This is a genomic window from Anabaena sp. CCY 9613 (genome assembly GCF_963920895.1).
GTDB lineage: Bacteria > Cyanobacteriota > Cyanobacteriia > Cyanobacteriales > Nostocaceae > Cyanocohniella.
In genome coordinates this window covers 105,096-124,042 of record NZ_CAWUDE010000011.1, presented here as the reverse complement: position 1 = coordinate 124,042, position 18,947 = coordinate 105,096, and the positions used below count along the sequence as shown (strand labels likewise).

Sequence of the window (18,947 nt, the reverse complement as noted above, 5' to 3'; positions counted from 1 at the left end):
AAGTGAATTTATTGTAATAATCTATAGGTTATACCACCAATAATTGTGGCCACAGGTAAAGTCAACATCCAGGAAATCAAAATTTGATAAAAAATACGCGTATTACATTTTTTAGTAATCAGTCCCACACCAAATATAGAACTAACGGAAACTTGGGTTATAGATACAGGAAGTCCCAAATAAATAGCAGCAATACTCAGCATTCCAGTAACAATATTGGCAGATAAACCTTGAGTATTGTTCATGGAACTAATCTTTTCACTCATGGTTTGGGCAATTTTTTGCGAATTTAGTAACCCACCAAGTCCCATAGCCATTGCTATTGTCAGCATTCCCCCTTGAACAGAGAAATAATCAATAACTAGAACGAGGGAAACAATTTTGGGCGTGATATTTAATCCTCTAGTAAAACTAATAAAACCAGAACTGATAAAATGGCATGTATCAACTACTTGTTCGTTAGCTTGCCAGTGCAATTTTGTATTAATATATTGTAATATTTTATAAATTCCTGCTCCTAATAAAATAGCAATAATAGGACTGAGAAATAAGGGTAAAATAAATAAAGTTCCTAAAACTGAAAAATTAACTTTGAGTCCAATAGCAACTAATCCAGTACCCAGTAGTGCGCCTGTTATAGTGTGAGTTGTGGAAATGGGAAATCCCAGTAGGGCGGCAATTAACACAGTCAAACCAGTAGTTATTGCCACTGCTAAATGGATCTCTGGTACATTAGCTATCTTATCGTCAAATATGCCTTGTCCAGAAAAATTTTCAACTATTCCTGTTAACCAAAAAACAGAAGTTACTGCACCAGCAAAAGTTGTGACACTGGCCCACAAAATGGCTGTTTGATAACTAGTTGTCCGGCTACCAAACAGCGTTGCTACACCTTTGAAATTGTCGTTGGCTCCATTTGCATAAGCTAAAAACAGCGTAGCTAGAAATAAACTAATTATTAACATTTTTGTGGCGTTAAAAGTTAACAGCAACCACCACCGCTATAGTGCCAGGTTGAGGGAGTAATCATGATTTCTGCTGGTTGTAAAGCGGCAAGTTTAGCCGCAGTTTTATCACACACTGCCGCAGGAATACCAAGCTGTAGCAGATGACCGGCCGAGTCATCAAAAAAGGATTCTGTACCAGCATAAATTGCCGTCTTGCCTGTAAATATACAAGCACCATCTTCAGGAATATTGACTTTAAAAGCCACAGAATCGAGACTTTCTAAAAGTAGATTTTCGGGCAAGTTGTAAGTCTGAGTATCTAGTAGACGATAAGGGCGACGAGCGCGAATTTCAATTTGACCAAAACCAGCATTAATAATGCGTTGAGTATACTCTTCATAGGTGAGTGCCCCTGATAAACACATGGCTCTTAGTCGCTCATCTTGCTGTAAATGCGCGGGAATTGGCGCAGTGGCAATGGGATCACTCATCTGCAAGCGTCCACCTGGTTTTAACACCCGATATGCTTCTTTTAAAGCACGGGTTAAATCTTCTGGTTCAAAGATATTAAAAAGACAATTCTGCGCCACGATATCGACGGTAGCGTCAGCCACTGGGAGGTTAAAGGCATCCCCTTCCCGAATTTCCACAAAGCTGGTGTCAAACCACGGGTTGTCGGTAGCGGCCAGTTTGAGGTTGCGTGTAGCGGCTTCTCGCATAGCCGCAACTGGTTCAATGGCAATCACAGCACCCGGACGACGAGAAAAATAAGCGAATTGCAGTGCTTCTAAGCCACCGCCAACACCTACATACAATACGGTGGGTTGGTTTGAGAGTTCAGTGTGGTGAACAGTAGTACCACAACCATAGTTCATTTCCTGCATTGGCAGAGGAATCTTTAGTCCTGGTAATTGCAAGGGAGTACTTTGAACACAACAAAGTCCCAGTTGTGGAGTTTCTGCAACTTCACTATAAAATTGTGCGGCTGTTTCTAAATAGGTCATTTTAGTCTTGATTTTGTCGTGTAGATTCTACTTTGTGCATCCTAATATAACTGGAAACAAACGATGCTCAATCAGATTGCACTTGGAGGTGTAGGGCGGATAATGAGCAATGCCAATTTCGATGCCCAGTTCATTGACCAACGTCTGTCAGTCCTGTTTGAAGATGTAATAGCGAGAGCTATTGCTGCCGCCTCCATCGCATAACAGCAGAATCGAGTTTGCTGCATGATAGCGCACCTTACCATAAGTGTTCCACTAGTAGCGAATTGAGTCACAGGCTAATTCACTGGTGTCGTGGCTGATGCTAATCTGGATATAGCCCCCATTGTCTGTCATGTCGTACAGCCCGTGGGGAATAGCAACCCCAGTCGCCAGCATAGGCCAATCATGGTCAAACACCTCAATCTTTTCCTGCGTGTACAGTTGTCCCTCTCGGCTACTGATTTAAAGTTAATTGGTCGTCCATCTTTGATGAGTTGCTTTATTGCATCTTCTGTTCTGTTAAATGCTTCTTCTCTCTTCTTCTGAGCATTTTGACGCAATCCATTTATATTACGCTGGTGTTTCATTGTCGTTTTCTTCCAGAGCGGAAATGATATGCTCTAAGTTTTCTTTTACTTTTTGGTTCATTTCAACTTGGCGCTGCCAGCCATTAGCCTTGGCAGTTTCAATAATCTTTTCTGTCCAATTACTCCATCCCACAAGTTAACAAAAACATAATCGCTGTCGCATTCATCAAATTCTTTGAGCAAATAGTCGGTATATAATCCATTAGCTCTTGAGAAACATGAATGTTGTAAGTGTCTTTGGTTTTCTCCTTTGCACCGTTAGTATTATCATTCCTGGAAACAATAGTAATTAAATTATCCCAAGACTGAATATCTTCATGTCTTAAACCCAAAGCTTGACCAATTCGCATTCCACTTTCACACAAAAGAGTTATTAAAAATTTGTCTCTTATTCTTGCACATCCGTCAATGAAACGATTGACCTGTTCTTGATTTAGAGTTTTTGGAATACGCTTTGGTTATTTTAATTTAATCAACTTGCTTCTAACTGATTTCCCTACTTTATAAACTTTGATTACATCGTAGAAAAACTTTATTTTAGTATTCTATGATGTAAAGCTTTTACTATCAAGGTTGTTGTTGTTTCCTTTAAATAATTGTTTTAAATAGCTAAAGATAAGACTACTATTGGGGTTGTGGTGCTAATAATAGCGGCAAAAATATGTTGAGCATCATATTAATGGAAGTGCGTGAGATTCTGTGTCATCCTAACCAACAAGACAATGGGGGAGAATAATACGTTAAAATAATACTATTGTTGTTAATGCTTGCTCTTGCAGACGTCTCAAAGGGTATCTTAGAGGAAAGCAATCTCAAAGTGTGAAACTAATCTTGATAGCCACCCAATTGTCGTAGAGTCTTATCTTGCAAGAGCGTGTTGCTGCACACAAGTTTTCAAGACACACTTGTCTCAACATCAGAAAAGCAGATTCTCGTAGAGTAGCTTCAAAGCAGCAATCCCTTATAGGAGTAAAGAAATTATGTCTCTATCAACACAGATCAAGAAATATTGCAAATGGTTCTGGGATGAATCTCTCGGCGGTGACTATGATGCTTGGGGTACCAGCACCTATTTTATGGAAGTGGGCCATGATTTATGTGCCGTGCGACAAATAGAGGTTTATGAAAATGGCAATGTCTTATTTTATGACGGTAGCCACTTTTCAGATAATCATGGCATGTTATGCGATAAACCTTTAGGTGCAGAGGATCTTCAAGAATTTGGCATTACCAAAGCTGAATTTGAACAAGTGTGGAGTACAAAAACACCTATGAATCGATAAAACTGGCGGGCTGAAATTAAGCATTTTGTCAAATTACCCCATAGAAAGGGAAGGTGCGTAGTGCAGTCTGTGTAGACAAAACGCACCTAATTATTTTTCATCATTGGCAACTCTCACCTCGTTTAGCCGTCCAATGGCGATCGCTTGACTGATAAACCTCCACCCCAGTCAAATTTACAGCCGAAATTAACTGATTCACCTCATCTATTGTCAGTGCAGCGTGGAGAGAATCACGAAATAATTTTTTCTGCTGGGCGTCATATTCATTACCGATACTTTCTACCAAGCCATTCATAGTCACCTCATCAACTGGGCGCAATAAATCGCGGATGAAAATACCACTGTAGGATTTGGTGACGCGCTTCAGTTCTTGGAAAAACGGTAGAGGATCGGGTAAATGATGAACTAGGCTATTGGAAATAACCAGATCAAACACACCATCGTCATAAGGTAATTGTTTCGCATCAACCAATTCCAAGCGAATTTGCTGTTGTAACCCAGCTTTTTGCACATGTTGTGAGGCAATTTGTAACATATTTGCTGCTAAATCAATAGCAATAATTTGCCATTGGGGACGCATTTGAGACATTAAGAGAGGAATCCGCCCAGGGCCAGTACCAGCATCTAAGACTAAACCCTGTTCTTTTGGCCCCAAAGCGATCGCTTCTTTCGCAAAAGCTGTATTTACTTCAGTGAAGTCCATTGCATCATACTCAATGGCTTCTTCCCAGGTATCCATAACTTCTGGTTCCAACAGTCTTTGCATGATTAATCTCCCTGTTATTTCGCCAATGAAAATAAAACTACAGTTTTGGGAACAATAGGTTTATCACCAAACTTAACAGGAATTGGTCGATGCCCAACGGTGAATCTAGCCAGAGTATTAACAAAACACTTCCTCTGCAAGTGCCTGCAAAACACTTGAAACAAATCAAACGCAACACAATTACTCATGAATTTGACCAAAATTCATTGGGGGAAATGGTTTTGTCACAGGAAAGTGAAGACCAGTTATCGGAAGCAAGCAAGCTACTGCATCAAGGCATGAAACAGCAGCAAGCTGGTGAAGTAATAGCTGCTTTACAGTCTTTACAACAAGCCCTAGAAATGTTTCAAGCAGTTGAAGATATAGAAAATCAAGAACAAGCACTTTCTTGTCTAGCACTTTTAACCTATGCCTCAGGGGATTACAAAAGTACTATTGCTTACTCCCAACAATGTCTGTCCTTGGATAAAGCTAACCAAGATTTATCCATACAGATGCAGGCATTTTCTCACTTGGGTAATTCTTATCGTCATTTGAACGACCATAATCAGGCAATTAAGTATCTAGAAGAGTGTTTGAAAATTACCCGTCAGATGTCTAATCAGCGCAGTCAAGTTGCCGCATTAAATAATCTCGGATTAGTCTATAAAGCTGTGGGTAACTTTAAACAAGCCATTGAGTATCAAAAACAAAGTTTAGAAATTGTCCAAGAACTTCAAGATAATTGGGGCATGGAACAGGTACTTAAAAACCTCGGTAATGCTTACTATGCGTTGGATGATTATCCGCAAGCGATCGCCTACTATGAAAAGTGTGTGAGAATAGCCCGCAAACTTAACCATCTTCGTAGTGCTTCTCAGGTACTCAAAAATCTCGGCAATGCTTGTTATGCTACAGGCAATTACGGCAAAGCTATTCTTTATTATGAAGAGCGTTGGCAATTAGCCAAAGAACTCAAAGATCAGCGTAGTGAAGAACAGTCTCTTGGTAGTTTAGGGGTTGCTTGTGAAGCTTTAGGTGACTATAAAAAGGCAATTAAATATTATGAAGAACGTTTATTGTTAGCCAGAAAAATTAAAGACCACCGGATTGAAGACCAAGCCCTAGCCAGTTTAAAAGTCGCTTGCTATGCCTTGGGAGACTATGCTAAAGCAATGCAATATCAGCAGGAAAAATCAACAAATAGTTAACATGGCAAAGAGTACATTAAAATATCCATAACCACACAGGAAGCGTAACCAGTAATACCATAGATCCCACGGCTAAGGAGGTAACTGCAAGGTCACGATCAAGATTAAAGGTTTCAGCTATTACTAGTGTGGCAAATGCTGGCGGCATAGCCATTTGTAAGACAATCACCTGGGCTGGTTCACCAGTTACACCAAAAAGTGGTAATGTGCTGCCAACAACTAAGGGAACTAGTAACATTTTAATTACTAAGCTGATCCCTGCCTGTGGTAGTCTATGCCAAGAATTTAGTCGAGAAAGTCGCATCCCAATTAATACTAGAGACAAAGCAACGACACTCCAACCTAATTTCTCCAGACTAAATTCTACAAAGTTGGGAAGTTTTATTTCCCGAAATAGTAAGCCCACGCCAAAACTCCACAGGGCAGGATTAATTAATATGGCCTTTGTCATGTGCCCATAATTACTAGTACTACCACCATAATGAGATGCTAATGCTACTCCTAAGCCATAAGCCCCGAACAGTGACCCCAACAAATCGTAAAATAAAGCCCAGGCAAAATATTCTTGTCCTACCATCGCTAGGGTGATGGGAAAGCCAAGATAACCTGTGTTACCTACCATAGCCCCTAAAATTAGGCTACCTTGAGTGGGCTTTTGGGAAATGGTATTTGTGAAATAAGCTTGTCCTTGAATGCCCACCCAAGCCAAACATGCTCCTAAAAAAATGGCTATATAGGCGATGGCCGGCGCAATCCAAATTTGCCCAGACAAGTCGGCTCCCCGTAAAAAAGCTACAATACTTATAGGTACTCCCACCCAAAAAAGCAACTGACCTACACGGTTAGGAACTGTGTTAGATAATTTACGTCCCAGAATAAAACCTACTAGGACTAATCCCACTAATTTGACGTATAGTTCTAGGAGATTTGCCAAGATTGCGCCTAAGAATTATAGATGTAAAATGCTACCCAATATGTTTATTTCTGTCTAGTCTACAATCTGTTATGAATATTGCACACAAGCAGGAGTTGAGTCTTGGATAAAGCTGGATTTTCTGAACAACCACAAAATTTATCAGGTGTCTTTGGTGAAGATATTCCAGTGGCTTTACGCGATACTCCTGATGCTACCCGCAAGCTATCTTTGCGAACCCTAATTTTAGTCATGGGAGGGGTAGGGGGCTTTCTGTTGTTGGCTTTAATCACTGGTTTTTTCTTTTACGTAACAGCCCCCAAAACAGCCATTGATCCGCAACCGGCATCAACTAGTACGGCAACTGCACCAGACACAGATACTAGTAATTCTGTCAACCCACCAGCCAAACCCAGCGATGCGCTGCTAGGGCATTTAAAATACCCAGAAGCACCAGAATCAGAACTCATGGCCATTACCGCAGATGGGCGGATCAAAATGCTAAAAGCGGCTGCCCAAAGGTATCAGGCAATGACACAAGCAGCACGCAAAGACGGTGTAATTTTAGTGCCAATATCTGGCTTTCGCTCGGTGAAGCAGCAGGAACAGTTGTTTTTTGCTGTTGGTGCCCAACGCAATCAAACTCCATCACAAAGGGCAGCCCTCAGTGCGCCTCCAGGTCACAGTGAACATCACACTGGTTACGCTGTAGATATTGGCGATGGAGCAGTACCAGCCACTAATCTCCAAAGCAATTTTGAAAATACCAAGGCATTTAATTGGTTACAAGCAAATGCTGCCCGTTTTGGCTTTGAGATGTCCTTTCCCAAAGATAACCCCCAAGGCGTGAGTTATGAACCTTGGCACTGGCGTTTTGTAGGCGATCGCCATAGCTTAGAATTATTTTACAAAGCTAGAAATTTGCAACCATCATCGACATCTGAATCAACACCCTAATACTGGGACAAATCAACGTTTTTCCGCGAAAATTAGCAGTGGGTAGTAGCGCTAGCTGGTTGAAAACCACAATTGATAACAATATCCAAAAAGCTCTTGCCAACAATTACATCATTACCATTAACTTAGTCAGACTTCCATACCAGGTGTGTTGTCGTTCAACGCAACGCACCACAACAAATGAGAATTTATTGACATAAATACTGCTCAGAGTATGCCAAAACTCTTTTCCACACGTAATTTTATGTAATTTTTTTGTTGTTTTATTAGAAATAACAATAACATGTACTTGAAAAAGACTTACATTATATTTTAAGGTCTATTGATAAAGACTCTCAATTTACCCAGGAATTCTGCTAATCTGGCTGTGTATCACTGATTTGTAAAGAGGCACTAGATGGGAATTAATAATCTGTTTACAGCAGGCGGCGTTGTGATGCTGCCCTTGTTCGGTTTTTCCGTGTTGGCAGTGGCATTGATTATTGAGCGTGTCCGGTTTTGGGTGAGAATCAATAACCGTCAAAGCCGCGTTATTAGAGACGTGTTGAATCTCTATCGGCTAGATAACGTAGTTGGTGCATTGGATAAACTACGGAAAAATGCAGACTTGCCTCTAGCACGCATTTTTCTTGCAGCTTTGGAATTGGAAGAAGCAAATCCCGAAGAATTTCGTTTAGCCTTAGAAAGTGAAGCCCAAGCTGAGATACCTTTACTCAAACGCTTTCAAAACATTTTTGAGACAATCATCGGTCTGGCCCCCCTATTGGGTCTACTGGGTACTGTTTTAGGACTGATTACGTCCTTTGCTTCTTTAGATATTGGTGACGTGGGCGGCACGAAAACGGCAGGAGTCACAGCTGGGATTAGTGAAGCGTTAGTTTCTACAGCAACAGGCTTGGTAGTTGCTATATTTACACTTTTATTTGCCAACTCCTTTCGGGGGCTATATGTACGTCAAATAGCACTCATTCAGGAGTATGGGGGACAATTAGAATTACTTTACCGCCGACGCTACGAAAGAGGAGAGAAAAGCTATGCGTCTACCAGATGAAGCTGATATACCAGCACAGATCAACATCTTACCGATGATTGATGTCATATTTGCAATTTTAACCTTTTTCATCATGTCAACGCTGTTTTTAACTAGGTCTGAAGGATTACCAGTAAATTTACCGTCAGCAACAACAGCAACACAACAGCAAGTTCCCATGAGAATTACCATTACGGTAGACGAAAAAGGAGCTATGAGCGTTAATCGTGAACCTAGTACCGTTAATGCATTAGCAGAGCAGCTGCGGACTTTAATTGGTTCTAACTCAGAAGCATTGGTAATTATTAATGCTGACGAAAAAGTAGGGCATGGTCAAGTAGTGACAATAATGGATCAGGTACGTCAGGTAAAAGGAGCAAAGTTAGCTATCTCTACCCAAAAACCCTAAGCACCCTAGAATTATTCCTTCCTCGCTTGGTGATACAGCTGGTTATTCAGCTGTATCTTACGGTTTATTGTGAGTTGAGAGAGGAGTAAATTATATGGTGAAGATAAATAGTCTCAAAGCAGTAGTGAAAAAACTAGCTGTTGTTAGTAGTAGTGCTGTGCTGATGACACTGAGTATGAATGCCTCTGCAATGGCAGCAATTTTCTATAACCTGACAGACCTTGGTACTCTACCAGGCGGGACGAGTAGTACCGCTTATGGGATTAATGATTTTGGTCAGGTGGTGGGTACTTCTAGTATCAGCAATGGTAGTCGAGCTTTTTTATGGAGTCCAAACATAGGCATGACTGACCTTGGTTTCCTGCCAGATCTACCTGAGGATGAATATAGTGATGATTATGATATTTCATCTGTTAGTCTCAGGTATGATAGTGTCGCCTATGACATAAATAATCTAGGTCAGGTTGTAGGAACTTCTACTGTTGACTTTGCTGAATGTTGTTTTGGATATAGGCCAGCACCTAGATCATTTATTTGGAGTAATGACATGGGTATGTTCTCCATCGGTGACTTGCTGGGTGATATCTATGGGGACTTTGCTAATGCTATTAATAATCGTGGAGAAGTTGTAGGTGCTAGTGGACGTTTTGGCGCACAACCATATTTGTGGAGTGAAGACATTGGCGTACCGATAAACTTTCTTAACAGTAGTGGTATCGGTGTTATTGCCTATGATATCAATGATGCTAGTCAAATTGTCGGTTCTCTGGGAACTGTACCAGGTGGAGCCTTTTTATGGAGTCGTAGCGATGGCTTTACCTCCATTGCTCCTAGTCCTAGCTGGGAACCGGATGAACAGATTTATAGTGAGGCCTATGCTATCAATAATTTGGGTCAGGTCGTGGGGATTAGATGGGACAGCTTCTTCAATAACGATACGGTATTTTTATGGAATGAAGATACTGGCATAACTGAGATTGGTAGTGGTGTACAACCTACTGGCATTAACGATAAAACTCAGGTAGTGGGTTTTGGCGGTTTTTTTTGGAGTGAAAAGACTGGTAGACTTGACCTCAATAATCTTATTGACCCTAATTTAGGTTGGAGCATAGAGAGGGCAAATGCAATTAACAATAAGGGTGAGATTGTTGGCTCCGGGAGAAATCAAAACGGTGAGTTACGAGCTTTCTTACTCACACCCAGAACTGTTAGCAAAACCGTCCCAGAACCAAACACAATTGGCGGTATATTGTTGGCGGGAATGGGGCTAACTTATCTGCGTCGCCGTCAGCGTCAATTATAGGTTGCAGAATCGGAAGTTAAACCGTTACTTCACAGGAGCTTTAGGGTATGATTTGTACCTTAAACTCTTTTTTTTGTGAAACTTTCACCGTGAGGTAACTCTTAGGTAGAATGCACAAAATCAGCACAAGCGATCGCAGGAGGTAAACAATGGGATTAGCTGGGTTAAGAATTGTCTTGGTGGAACCAGCTGGCCCGATAAATCTGGGGTCTATCGCCAGGGTAATGAAGAATTTTGGACTACATCATTTAGTATTAGTCAATCCCCAATGCGATCCACTGTCAGAGGAAGCTTTGAAAATGGCAGTTCATGCCAAAGAGATTTTAGAATCGGCGGTATTGGTAACCACATTACCAGAAGCATTGCAAGGATGTATTAGAGCGATCGCTACCACGGCTCGTGTGCGTGATTGGGAAACACCTTTAGAAGCACCCCGGACGGCATTACCTTGGTTACTAGAAGCACCAGACCAACCCGCAGCCCTGATTTTCGGTAGAGAAGACCGGGGTTTAAGTAACGAAGAATTAAACTATGCCCAACGGTTTGTCCGCATTCCCACACATGAAAATTATGCTTCCCTGAATTTAGCTACTGCTGTGGGCATCTGCTGTTATGAACTATCCCAATATGCAGCACCACCAGCAACGCCAACCCCAAGGCAAACTGAACTAGCTCCTTTGGATCTTGTAGAAACATACTACCAGCAATTAGAATCGCTACTACTAGATATTGGTTACTTGTATCCACATACAGCAGCTAGTCGCATGGAAAAATTCCGGCAGCTATATAATCGCGCTCACCTCCAAACTCAGGAGGTAGCTATGCTCAGAGGGATTCTCCGACAAATAGAATGGGCAATAAAAAACCACAGAGAAAATGAAAACTCATAATTCTTCGTTTAATATGTACGAAATTATTCCCCCAAAATAGCGAATATAGCTTAAACTAAACACAAAAATGCTACTGAGTAGCCAAGGGTAATTTCCGCATCAAGCAACTTCAGAAGTAATTTTTAAGTCAGGAATGAATCCGGAAACTGAAAAAATGGATCACCTCCCTGAAAAATCTCTATAAATAAATTTCCATTAATTACGTTCGCGTTAGCGTGCCGTAGGCTCTATTACGAATTACGAATTATTAAGTCACAAGGAGTAACAGTGTCAGAGTCAAGTGACAACTTCAAAGCTTTTCCCCGGCGACAACCTACAAATCGCCGCCCGCGTCAGCGTCCAGACCAAAAAGTCGTTAAGAAAAAAGTCAAGGTTCCCATTCAGCCACAACGTGTTGCTAAACAAGAAGTGGCTCTGACGCGCTTCTCCCCTGCGATTACCCCTTCTCCCGTCGCTACTGGGGCGCAGCGGTCAAAATCAAGGGTAGTCATGCCAACAGCAGTCAAACCCATTCCCCATGTGCAGCGAAGCATACCAGCTTATAATCCCAGTCCGATGAAGTTAAAGACAGTACGGGCGCAGAAGCAGCTATCACCCAAAGTAGCCAGACGTGTATCGCGGAAAACACGGTTAAAGCCAATGGCCAGAACCTTATTGTATGCTCTGCGGCTGTTAATTGTTGGAGTTGGTATCGGGGCGATTGTGGGTACGGTATTGTCAATATTAGATCCGGCTACTAGAATGCCCACAAATCCGGCGGTACAATCTAACACTAGTAATGTGGGTACAAATCAGCCACAACCTACCCCCAATGCGGCTGCTAGTTTATACCTTTCCCAAGAAATTACTCCTTTGAAAGAGGCTGTGCAAAATTTGGCGGCGGCCAATGCCAATCTGACACCTGGTGTATTTTTGGTTGATTTAGATACTGGTGCTTACGTAGATGTCAATGCTTCTACCCCTTTTTCGTCCGCCAGCACGATTAAAGTGCCAATTTTGATTGCCTTTTTCCAAGATGTCGATACCGGGAAAGTGCGCCTGGATGAAATGCTAACGATGGAACAAGACATGGTGGCTGGTGGTTCGGGAGATATGCGATCGCAACCTGTAGGCACCCAGTACACTGCACTAGAAGTGGCTACACGCATGAGTACCATCAGCGACAACACAGCCACCAATATGCTAATTGCCCGATTAGGAGGAATGGAAGCGTTAAATCAGCGTTTTCAAAGTTGGGGATTAACAAATACTACCATTCGCAATCCCCTACCAGATTTACAAGGCACAAATACCACCAGTCCCAAAGAATTGGGTAACTTGATGGCAATGGTGAATCGGGGCAATTTTGTGAGTATGCGATCGCGTGATTTAATGCTAGATATCATGCGCCGCACTGAAAGAAATCATTTATTGCCTTCTGGGTTAGGTTCAGGAGCCAGAACATATCACAAAACAGGCGATATTGCTACCATGCTGGGCGATGTTGGTTTAATTGATATTCCCACAGGTAAACGCTACATCGCTGCTGTGATGGTACAACGCCCTAATAATGACCCAGCCGCCGAAAAACTGATTAGCTCGATTTCTCGCGTTGCTTATCAACAATTTAGCCAAAATTCTGTACCTCATAATCCGACAAGTACTATTCCCCCCACGAGTTATCAGAACCCAGTCAGCAATTCCCCGACACCCAACCCAATGGGAAATACTCTCCCCCAAGGTGGAAATCAAACTCCTTTCTCGACTCCGCAATCTTTCCCTTCTAGGTAAATTTTCGGTAATGGCTTATGACATCTATCACCCCCTCTATTCAATTTTTTGCAGGAATTTTTGAAGAACTGAGTAATATCAGTTTGCGGCGAGAAGTCCGCACTGGTAAACGTGTCGTTGTGATGCTCTTTAGTCAATTGCAAGCGTTGGAAAGATTCAATAGCTTCACCAAGCCATCTTTAAATTCCTTGCTGTTAACTGATGAAGAAGGCGAAATTAGTGTCACGCCTTCCGCAACCAAATTCATTTTCGGGGGTGACGAAGGTGATGAACTACAACGGGTAGAATGTCAATTTGAAGTTGAGCAAGATGACCATTGGGAGCGAGTCATGCGATTTCTGCATCGTTATGCTGAGGCGAATGGTATGGAATACGGAGAAACTTAGCAAATATAACTTCCAGGAAAATAAGAGAGTAATTTGTCGTACAGTACTCTCAGTAATAACGACCAATAAATTCATTGGCTCGAACATCAAGTTGCGGAAGTTATGACAACACCAATTCGCATTCTTTTGCAGACTACCATTCCTACAACTGAAGATGACTGGAGCATTTTCCGGTTTTCACTGTTACAGGATTATCTAGCATCTATGCAAGACGCAGCAGGAAACCAATTATTTGAAGTTATAGCACGCGATCGCACCAGTGATGCAGAAGGTAATGACCCGGTTTTGAGTAGTTTGGGTGAGTCAGATTTTAACCAATTGTGGTTATTTGCTTTAGATACTGGCGAAGGGTTAACAGATAAAGATATTGCTGGTATTAACGCCTTTCATCAGCGTGGAAGGGGAATTCTCACGACACGCGATCATCAGGATATGGGCTGTTCGATGTGCGGTTTAATCGACATTGGCGATTTACATTATTTCAATACCCAAAATCCCGATCCCGATAATTCTCGTTGGAGTCGAGATGATCCACATACAACTTATATTTCTTGGCCTAACTACTATTCTGGCGCTAACGGTGACTATCAACAAATCACCCCAGTTACACCGATTCATGAACTGTTAAAAAATCCCCTTTCTCCTTCTGGGTTCATTGAGTTTTTCCCATCACATCCCCACGAGGGTGGTATAGGAGTGTCTCCAGATAATCCCCATGCACGAGTAATTGCACTGAGTAAAAGTTTGGCTACAGGTCGGGATTTTAATCTAGTGGTAGCCCTCGATCACTATCCCGACGCACAGGGAAATCGTATAGGGCGTGTAGTAGCTAATTCGAGTTTCCATCACTTCGTGGATTACAACTGGGACATCACTAAAGGCTGTCCGACATTTGTGGATGAACCACCGGGAGATGGTATGAAAACTGAACCACGTGCCTTAGAAGACATTAAGATGTATGTGTTGAATGTGGCTTTGTGGCTAGCACAATAACCGATAGGACTCATACAGTTTCACTTGAAAGTTGATACATTTTCCCACAGGGTAACCCAACACCTCAAGGCTTTGTTGGGTTACCCTATGGCTTAACCAAAGCTACTGGTGAGTTACTACTTTTCCTCTTAAATGAACCGTATTGATTTATAATCACAAATTTTTTAGTGAGCGGCTTGTCAACTCCACTCATACTCACTATTCGCCGTTTTTTTGAATACTCCCAATGAAACTTCCATTGACTAAACTTTCACGTAAGCAAAAACAATCTCTCACTCCACGGATTCACATTAAGATCCAAAATGGACTATTTGAGATTATGGGTATGGGTGCATGGTATTCCTACTGGCGTGATCCCTACCATTTGCTGCTGACAATTCCTTGGACTTGCTTTATCATCCTCATTTGTACTTTTTATGTAACTATTAATATCTTATTTTCCCTGGCTTACTGGGTAGGGGGCGATTGTATTGCTAATGCTCAACCTGGCTCATTTTTAGATCTCTTTTTCTTTAGCGTACAAACCCTAGCGTCCATCGGCTATGGTGCAATGTATCCCAAAACCACTTACGCCAATATTATTGTCACCATTGAAGCGATGGTTGGACTAATGGGAATTGCTGTGATCACAGGACTAGCATTTGCTAGGTTCTCTAAACCTACTGCTCGTGTTATGTTTAGTCGATTTGTGGTCATCATACCTCATGAGGGAGTACCTACTTTGATGTTTCGCACCGCTAACCAGCGCCGTAACATGATCCTGGAGGCACAGATGAAGGTTTACTTAATGCGTGATGAAGTAACCGCAGAAGGACAATTTATGCGTCGGATTCACGACCTGAGACTGGTGAGAAACCAATCCCCTAGCTTCACATTAACTTGGTCTGTAATGCATGTAATTGATGAGTCTAGTCCTCTGTATGACATGACTACAGAATCATTAACCCAGACTAATACTTTGCTCATCATCTCTATGAGTGGTATCGATGAAACAGTTGCACAAGTTGTTCATGCTCGTCACACTTATGGTGCTAATGAAATTGTTTGGAATCATAGTTTTGTAGATATTATGCACCATACAGCCGAGGGACATCGCTATATTGACTATCAGCATTTTCATGATATCCAACCGTTAGATAAGTAGGTTGAGTTTTTAACAGTTATGAGCAATATTTCTGCATTACATATCCCTATAACTTATATACAGTTCAAATAAGATTAAAATATAGAATCTTCCCTGATGAGGGTACATAATTAATTGGAAATCCTCAATAATGCCACTATTTACAAATATTCGCGGGCGAACTATTGTTTCTTTGGGTATTATTCTCACCATTGGACTTTTATATAGTCACTATCGCTATTCTATTTGGTGGTTAAACCAAGAGATAGGAGGGATTTTTTATGTGATATTTTGGTGCTTATTCGCCTTTCTATTTATGACCACTCGCTCTTCAGTTTGGCGAATACCTTTATGGGTATTGGTAATTACTTGCTTATTGGAGTTTATGCAATTGTGGCATCCACCATTTCTCAATTGGGTACGTTCATTTTGGTGGGGAAGAATGTTAATCGGGACTTCCTTTACTTGGGCAGATTTCCCCTATTATTTTATTGGCAGTGGTTTAGGATGGCTGTGGTTACGGTTGATAGTTCTGGGAGCAAAGGGCCAATAATTTAGTCGTGTTGTTGATTTGATGGAGTTTCAATTTGCAAATCATCACCGTGCTTTTTTACTGAAAAGTCTGTCTCATTTTTACTGGTTTGAGCCAAGCCAGCCGCACCTGCGATCGCAGTACTAGCTAGTCCCAGTCCAGCCGACCATTTTGCATCACTAATTTTGGGTGAAAATAACACAGCCGCACCAATAAAAGCTCCAATACTTGCCAGAAATAGGGGGGTGATAGCACGAATTAAATCAGGAGTGAAAGATTTCATAAAGCTTAGATGTAGATTTGATTTTTCTCTTTAGGTAAATACGCATTTGAGAATTTCAATTCCTGAATTTATATCCAATTTTTTTCAGAGGATTTAATTTTTTTGATATCGCATTCCCGGTAGTTGCGAGACTAACCCCATCAGTTCCAACTGTAATAAAGCACTGGAAACCTCACCAGCATTCATGCCTGTATGTTGGACAATAAAATCAAATGGTAAGATATCACAGGCGATCGCATCTATGACTTGTTGCAGTTCTGGTGATAAATTAGGCACACTTAACTTTTCGGGAATTGGTGTTATCTCAACAGCATCTAGTTGTGGTATGGCTCCCAACATCTTTAACAGTTCATCTAATTCCCGCAAAATCATCGAAGCGCCTTGGCTGAGTAATTTTAAACACCCTTGGGATGGATGATCATCTATTCTTCCCGGTAATGCATAGACATCTCTGCCAAATTCGTTGGCGTAGGTAGCAGTAATTAAAGCACCGGATTTTACAGGGGCTTCCATGACCAAAATAGCGCGGCTTAAACCTGCAATAATTCTGTTACGCCGGGGAAAATGAGTGCGATCGGGTGGAGTTTTGCCAGGATATTCACTGACTACTAAACCTTGACTCAAAATCTGTTTATACAAATCCCGATTTTTCTGAGGATAAATCACATCTACACCAGTTCCCAAAACTGCGATTGTTCTTCCCCCTGCTTTCATCGTGGCCAAGTGGCTTTCTGTATCGATTCCCTCAGCCATACCCGAAACAACTGTAAAACCGTTTTTCGCCAAAGCTGTGCTAATTTGCCGCGTCCAACGGATACCATAATCGGAAGGGCGGCGTGTCCCGACAATCCCTACCAGCGGTTTTTGTCCGGAATTTTCTTGTAAGTCAACTTCACCGCGATAGTACAACATGGGTGGCGGACTAGGCGTTTCCAGTAACAAGCGGGGATAATCTGCGTCGGCTGGTGTCCAGAAATTAGGGTTTTCTTGCTGGTGTTGGGTAAGTAATGTTTCGGGATGTAAACGCGATCGCTGTTGAACGACTTTCTCTAATGTTTGCCCACCAAAACCTTCCACTGCTGCTAACTGGGCTTTGTTGGCATTCCAAGCTGTAGATAAAGTACCAAAATGCTGATGCAAGCGTCGCAGCAACACCGGGCCAATTCCAGAAATTTGCGCCCAAGCCAGCCAATATGCCCTTTCTTCTCCCACTTTGTCATCCTCAGTCTACTGGTTTGAGTATTCCCCAATTAGGATTCCCAATTAACAAACTGAGCATATATATATGCAATGGTTTCCGATAAAATTATCCGCGCTCCTTCACTAGAATTCCACCATTTTTCAGGGTCATAATTTGCTGGTTCAGTAGCAATTATCCCGACTTTAATTTGGGGAGCTAGTCTATGTTTAAATATCATCCAACTTCTGCGGGCATGAGCATCACAAGTTAATAAATTTATGGATGTTATGGGTAAATTGGCCTGTGATAACCACTGAAGTAATGATATGGCAGATGCATTAGTCCGCTCCTTCACCACCGCTTGACTGGGAACAACTACCAAATCTTCTTTGGGGATACCCATTTTATTTAACGTTGCTGCGGCAATTTCCGCAAAATTATTGTATTCAATTAAATATGAACCTTGTTCTACGGAACTTCCTATGGTGATTATATATTTATAAGAGCCGCTTTTTAACTCAGTATATGCTTGAGCGATGGCGTAGTCTGATATCCATCCTTCAATGACTAATGCATCTGCTGATTTGATGGGAGCAGTTACGGCGAGAAATGAGTATAAATGAGTAATGATATAAAATATGGCAACAGCGATGATTACCAGAAATATTAACCATCCCTGAGCCGTAGTTGTCCACATTTATCGATGTTGTCTGAACTGGATTTTTGATGATTTTACGTTAAATCTTAGCGGATTTTTGTTTGTGTAAATAAGCAAATACAGACTTATCCCCAATATCTGCGGGAATTGCTTGCACAGACTTACGCGCCGCAAATACTAGCAACAAAATTGCCCAAACTCCTAATAAAATTTGTTCGCCTTGAGTTGGTAAAATTCCTACTAAATGACCCAATAACAGCAAAGGTACTGTGAAGGTTAATACTTTTGTTTCCAACCGATGAAAACAGAAAGCTTCTTTAAAAAAGATACCTGTCAATGCCACAAATGTAAAACCGACACCAAATAATGTTAGAGGTTGGTTGTAAATTGTCACAGCTAAAGGTTCACTACTAGAAAAGGCAAAAACTACTGCGGCAATACTACCAATTATCCAAAAAACTTGTAACAGTCGGTGCAGTAATGCCATGTAGATGTGAATAGTGATTAAACTCACGCCCAGGGCCAGGCTAAAACAGGCATATAAAGGTGTCAAGGCAGCGATGGTAGTGGGATTATTGTTAAACAAAACCAAAGCGCTGCCTATGGCAAAGCTGATTGCCGCTACTATTAAACCAGTACGATAGATAATTACACCGATGCGATCGCTCTGATCGATGGTAAAGTCGCCAAACTGACCTTGATAAACTTCTGGTGTAGATAATGTTTGTGTAGTCATAGTTAAAATTGCTGCTACTATACTT

22 protein-coding genes and 1 pseudogene are annotated in these 18,947 nt (G+C 41.6%); 12 read left to right on the top strand and 11 right to left on the bottom strand.

Features of this window, described 5'->3' with window-relative positions; genetic code table 11:
• Positions 1–8: 8 nt before the first annotated feature.
• From ACM0OT_RS14705 to ACM0OT_RS14685, 5 genes and pseudogenes are all read right to left on the bottom strand, one after another.
• On the bottom strand, positions 9–965 hold the full coding sequence (locus tag ACM0OT_RS14705; RefSeq protein WP_414565087.1) for an anion permease: 957 nt from the start codon (positions 963–965) through the stop codon (positions 9–11).
• A gap of 17 nt (positions 966–982) precedes the next feature.
• Entirely contained in the window at positions 983–1,951 is a 969-nt protein-coding gene (gene arsM, locus ACM0OT_RS14700) for an arsenosugar biosynthesis arsenite methyltransferase ArsM (protein ID WP_414565086.1), read from the bottom strand.
• Between the two features lie 27 nt (positions 1,952–1,978).
• Positions 1,979–2,374: pseudogene (locus tag ACM0OT_RS14695) on the bottom strand (ISAzo13-like element transposase-related protein).
• A gap of 129 nt (positions 2,375–2,503) precedes the next feature.
• Positions 2,504–2,653, bottom strand: coding sequence for a hypothetical protein (locus ACM0OT_RS14690; protein WP_414565085.1), 150 nt, complete (start codon positions 2,651–2,653; stop codon positions 2,504–2,506).
• On the bottom strand, positions 2,640–2,969 hold the full coding sequence (locus ACM0OT_RS14685) for a tyrosine-type recombinase/integrase (protein ID WP_414565162.1): 330 nt from the start codon (positions 2,967–2,969) through the stop codon (positions 2,640–2,642). The genes ACM0OT_RS14690 and ACM0OT_RS14685 overlap by 14 nt, the downstream gene beginning before the upstream one ends.
• 531 nt (positions 2,970–3,500) lie before the next feature.
• Here ACM0OT_RS14685 and ACM0OT_RS14680 point away from each other — a divergent pair.
• A complete protein-coding gene (locus ACM0OT_RS14680) occupies positions 3,501–3,803 on the top strand; it encodes a hypothetical protein (RefSeq protein WP_414565084.1) in 303 nt (100 codons plus the stop codon).
• Positions 3,804–3,903: 100 nt separating this feature from the next.
• Here ACM0OT_RS14680 and ACM0OT_RS14675 read toward each other — a convergent pair whose 3' ends face one another.
• Entirely contained in the window at positions 3,904–4,569 is a 666-nt protein-coding gene (locus ACM0OT_RS14675; RefSeq protein ID WP_414565083.1) for a class I SAM-dependent methyltransferase, read from the bottom strand.
• An 89-nt stretch (positions 4,570–4,658) separates the two neighbouring features.
• Here ACM0OT_RS14675 and ACM0OT_RS14670 point away from each other — a divergent pair, with 89 nt between their 5' ends.
• The gene (locus tag ACM0OT_RS14670; protein ID WP_414565082.1) at positions 4,659–5,759 is read left to right on the top strand and encodes a tetratricopeptide repeat protein; all 1,101 of its coding nucleotides are present in this window, start codon (positions 4,659–4,661) and stop codon (positions 5,757–5,759) included.
• 16 nt (positions 5,760–5,775) lie between these two features.
• Here ACM0OT_RS14670 and ACM0OT_RS14665 read toward each other — a convergent pair whose 3' ends face one another.
• Entirely contained in the window at positions 5,776–6,693 is a 918-nt protein-coding gene (locus ACM0OT_RS14665; RefSeq protein WP_414565081.1) for an AEC family transporter, read from the bottom strand.
• A gap of 102 nt (positions 6,694–6,795) precedes the next feature.
• Here ACM0OT_RS14665 and ACM0OT_RS14660 point away from each other — a divergent pair, with 102 nt between their 5' ends.
• From ACM0OT_RS14660 to ACM0OT_RS14615, 10 genes are all read left to right on the top strand, one after another.
• Positions 6,796–7,629: a D-alanyl-D-alanine carboxypeptidase family protein gene (locus ACM0OT_RS14660; protein ID WP_414565080.1), complete on the top strand. Its 834-nt coding sequence runs from the start codon at positions 6,796–6,798 to the stop codon at positions 7,627–7,629.
• Positions 7,630–8,026: 397 nt separating this feature from the next.
• On the top strand, positions 8,027–8,680 hold the full coding sequence (locus tag ACM0OT_RS14655) for a MotA/TolQ/ExbB proton channel family protein (RefSeq protein WP_414565079.1): 654 nt from the start codon (positions 8,027–8,029) through the stop codon (positions 8,678–8,680).
• Positions 8,664–9,068, top strand: a complete 405-nt coding sequence (locus tag ACM0OT_RS14650) for an ExbD/TolR family protein (protein ID WP_414565078.1) — start codon at positions 8,664–8,666, stop codon at positions 9,066–9,068. The genes ACM0OT_RS14655 and ACM0OT_RS14650 overlap by 17 nt, the downstream gene beginning before the upstream one ends.
• A gap of 94 nt (positions 9,069–9,162) precedes the next feature.
• Positions 9,163–10,371, top strand: a complete 1,209-nt coding sequence (locus ACM0OT_RS14645; RefSeq protein WP_414565077.1) for a PEP-CTERM sorting domain-containing protein — start codon at positions 9,163–9,165, stop codon at positions 10,369–10,371.
• Between the two features lie 149 nt (positions 10,372–10,520).
• Entirely contained in the window at positions 10,521–11,261 is a 741-nt protein-coding gene (locus ACM0OT_RS14640; RefSeq protein ID WP_414565076.1) for an RNA methyltransferase, read from the top strand.
• Between the two features lie 267 nt (positions 11,262–11,528).
• Positions 11,529–13,031 (top strand): serine hydrolase, encoded by a 1,503-nt coding sequence (locus ACM0OT_RS14635; RefSeq protein WP_414565075.1) that lies wholly within the window; start codon positions 11,529–11,531, stop codon positions 13,029–13,031.
• Between the two features lie 17 nt (positions 13,032–13,048).
• Positions 13,049–13,417: a photosystem II reaction center protein Psb28 gene (psb28, locus tag ACM0OT_RS14630; RefSeq protein WP_414565074.1), complete on the top strand. Its 369-nt coding sequence runs from the start codon at positions 13,049–13,051 to the stop codon at positions 13,415–13,417.
• 102 nt (positions 13,418–13,519) lie between these two features.
• Positions 13,520–14,410, top strand: a complete 891-nt coding sequence (locus ACM0OT_RS14625) for a hypothetical protein (protein ID WP_414565073.1) — start codon at positions 13,520–13,522, stop codon at positions 14,408–14,410.
• A 226-nt stretch (positions 14,411–14,636) separates the two neighbouring features.
• A complete protein-coding gene (locus tag ACM0OT_RS14620; RefSeq protein WP_414565072.1) occupies positions 14,637–15,554 on the top strand; it encodes an ion channel in 918 nt (305 codons plus the stop codon).
• A gap of 130 nt (positions 15,555–15,684) precedes the next feature.
• Positions 15,685–16,086: a DUF2809 domain-containing protein gene (locus ACM0OT_RS14615; RefSeq protein WP_414565071.1), complete on the top strand. Its 402-nt coding sequence runs from the start codon at positions 15,685–15,687 to the stop codon at positions 16,084–16,086.
• Between the two features lies 1 nt (position 16,087).
• On the opposite strand, the gene ACM0OT_RS14610 is transcribed toward ACM0OT_RS14615, so the two are convergent.
• The 4 genes from ACM0OT_RS14610 to ACM0OT_RS14595 all read right to left on the bottom strand — a co-directional run bounded on the left by ACM0OT_RS14610 (position 16,088) and on the right by ACM0OT_RS14595 (position 18,922).
• Positions 16,088–16,348 carry a hypothetical protein gene (locus ACM0OT_RS14610; protein ID WP_414565070.1) on the bottom strand — a complete coding sequence of 87 codons (261 nt, stop codon included), beginning with the start codon at positions 16,346–16,348 and terminating at the stop codon, positions 16,088–16,090.
• A 93-nt stretch (positions 16,349–16,441) separates the two neighbouring features.
• Positions 16,442–17,560 carry a DNA-processing protein DprA gene (gene dprA / locus ACM0OT_RS14605; RefSeq protein ID WP_414565068.1) on the bottom strand — a complete coding sequence of 373 codons (1,119 nt, stop codon included), beginning with the start codon at positions 17,558–17,560 and terminating at the stop codon, positions 16,442–16,444.
• Between the two features lie 38 nt (positions 17,561–17,598).
• The gene (locus tag ACM0OT_RS14600) at positions 17,599–18,225 is read right to left on the bottom strand and encodes a YdcF family protein (RefSeq protein WP_414565067.1); all 627 of its coding nucleotides are present in this window, start codon (positions 18,223–18,225) and stop codon (positions 17,599–17,601) included.
• 40 nt (positions 18,226–18,265) lie between these two features.
• Complete coding sequence (locus ACM0OT_RS14595) at positions 18,266–18,922, bottom strand: DUF2301 domain-containing membrane protein (protein ID WP_414565066.1); 657 nt, start codon at positions 18,920–18,922, stop codon at positions 18,266–18,268.
• Positions 18,923–18,947 lie beyond the last annotated feature (25 nt).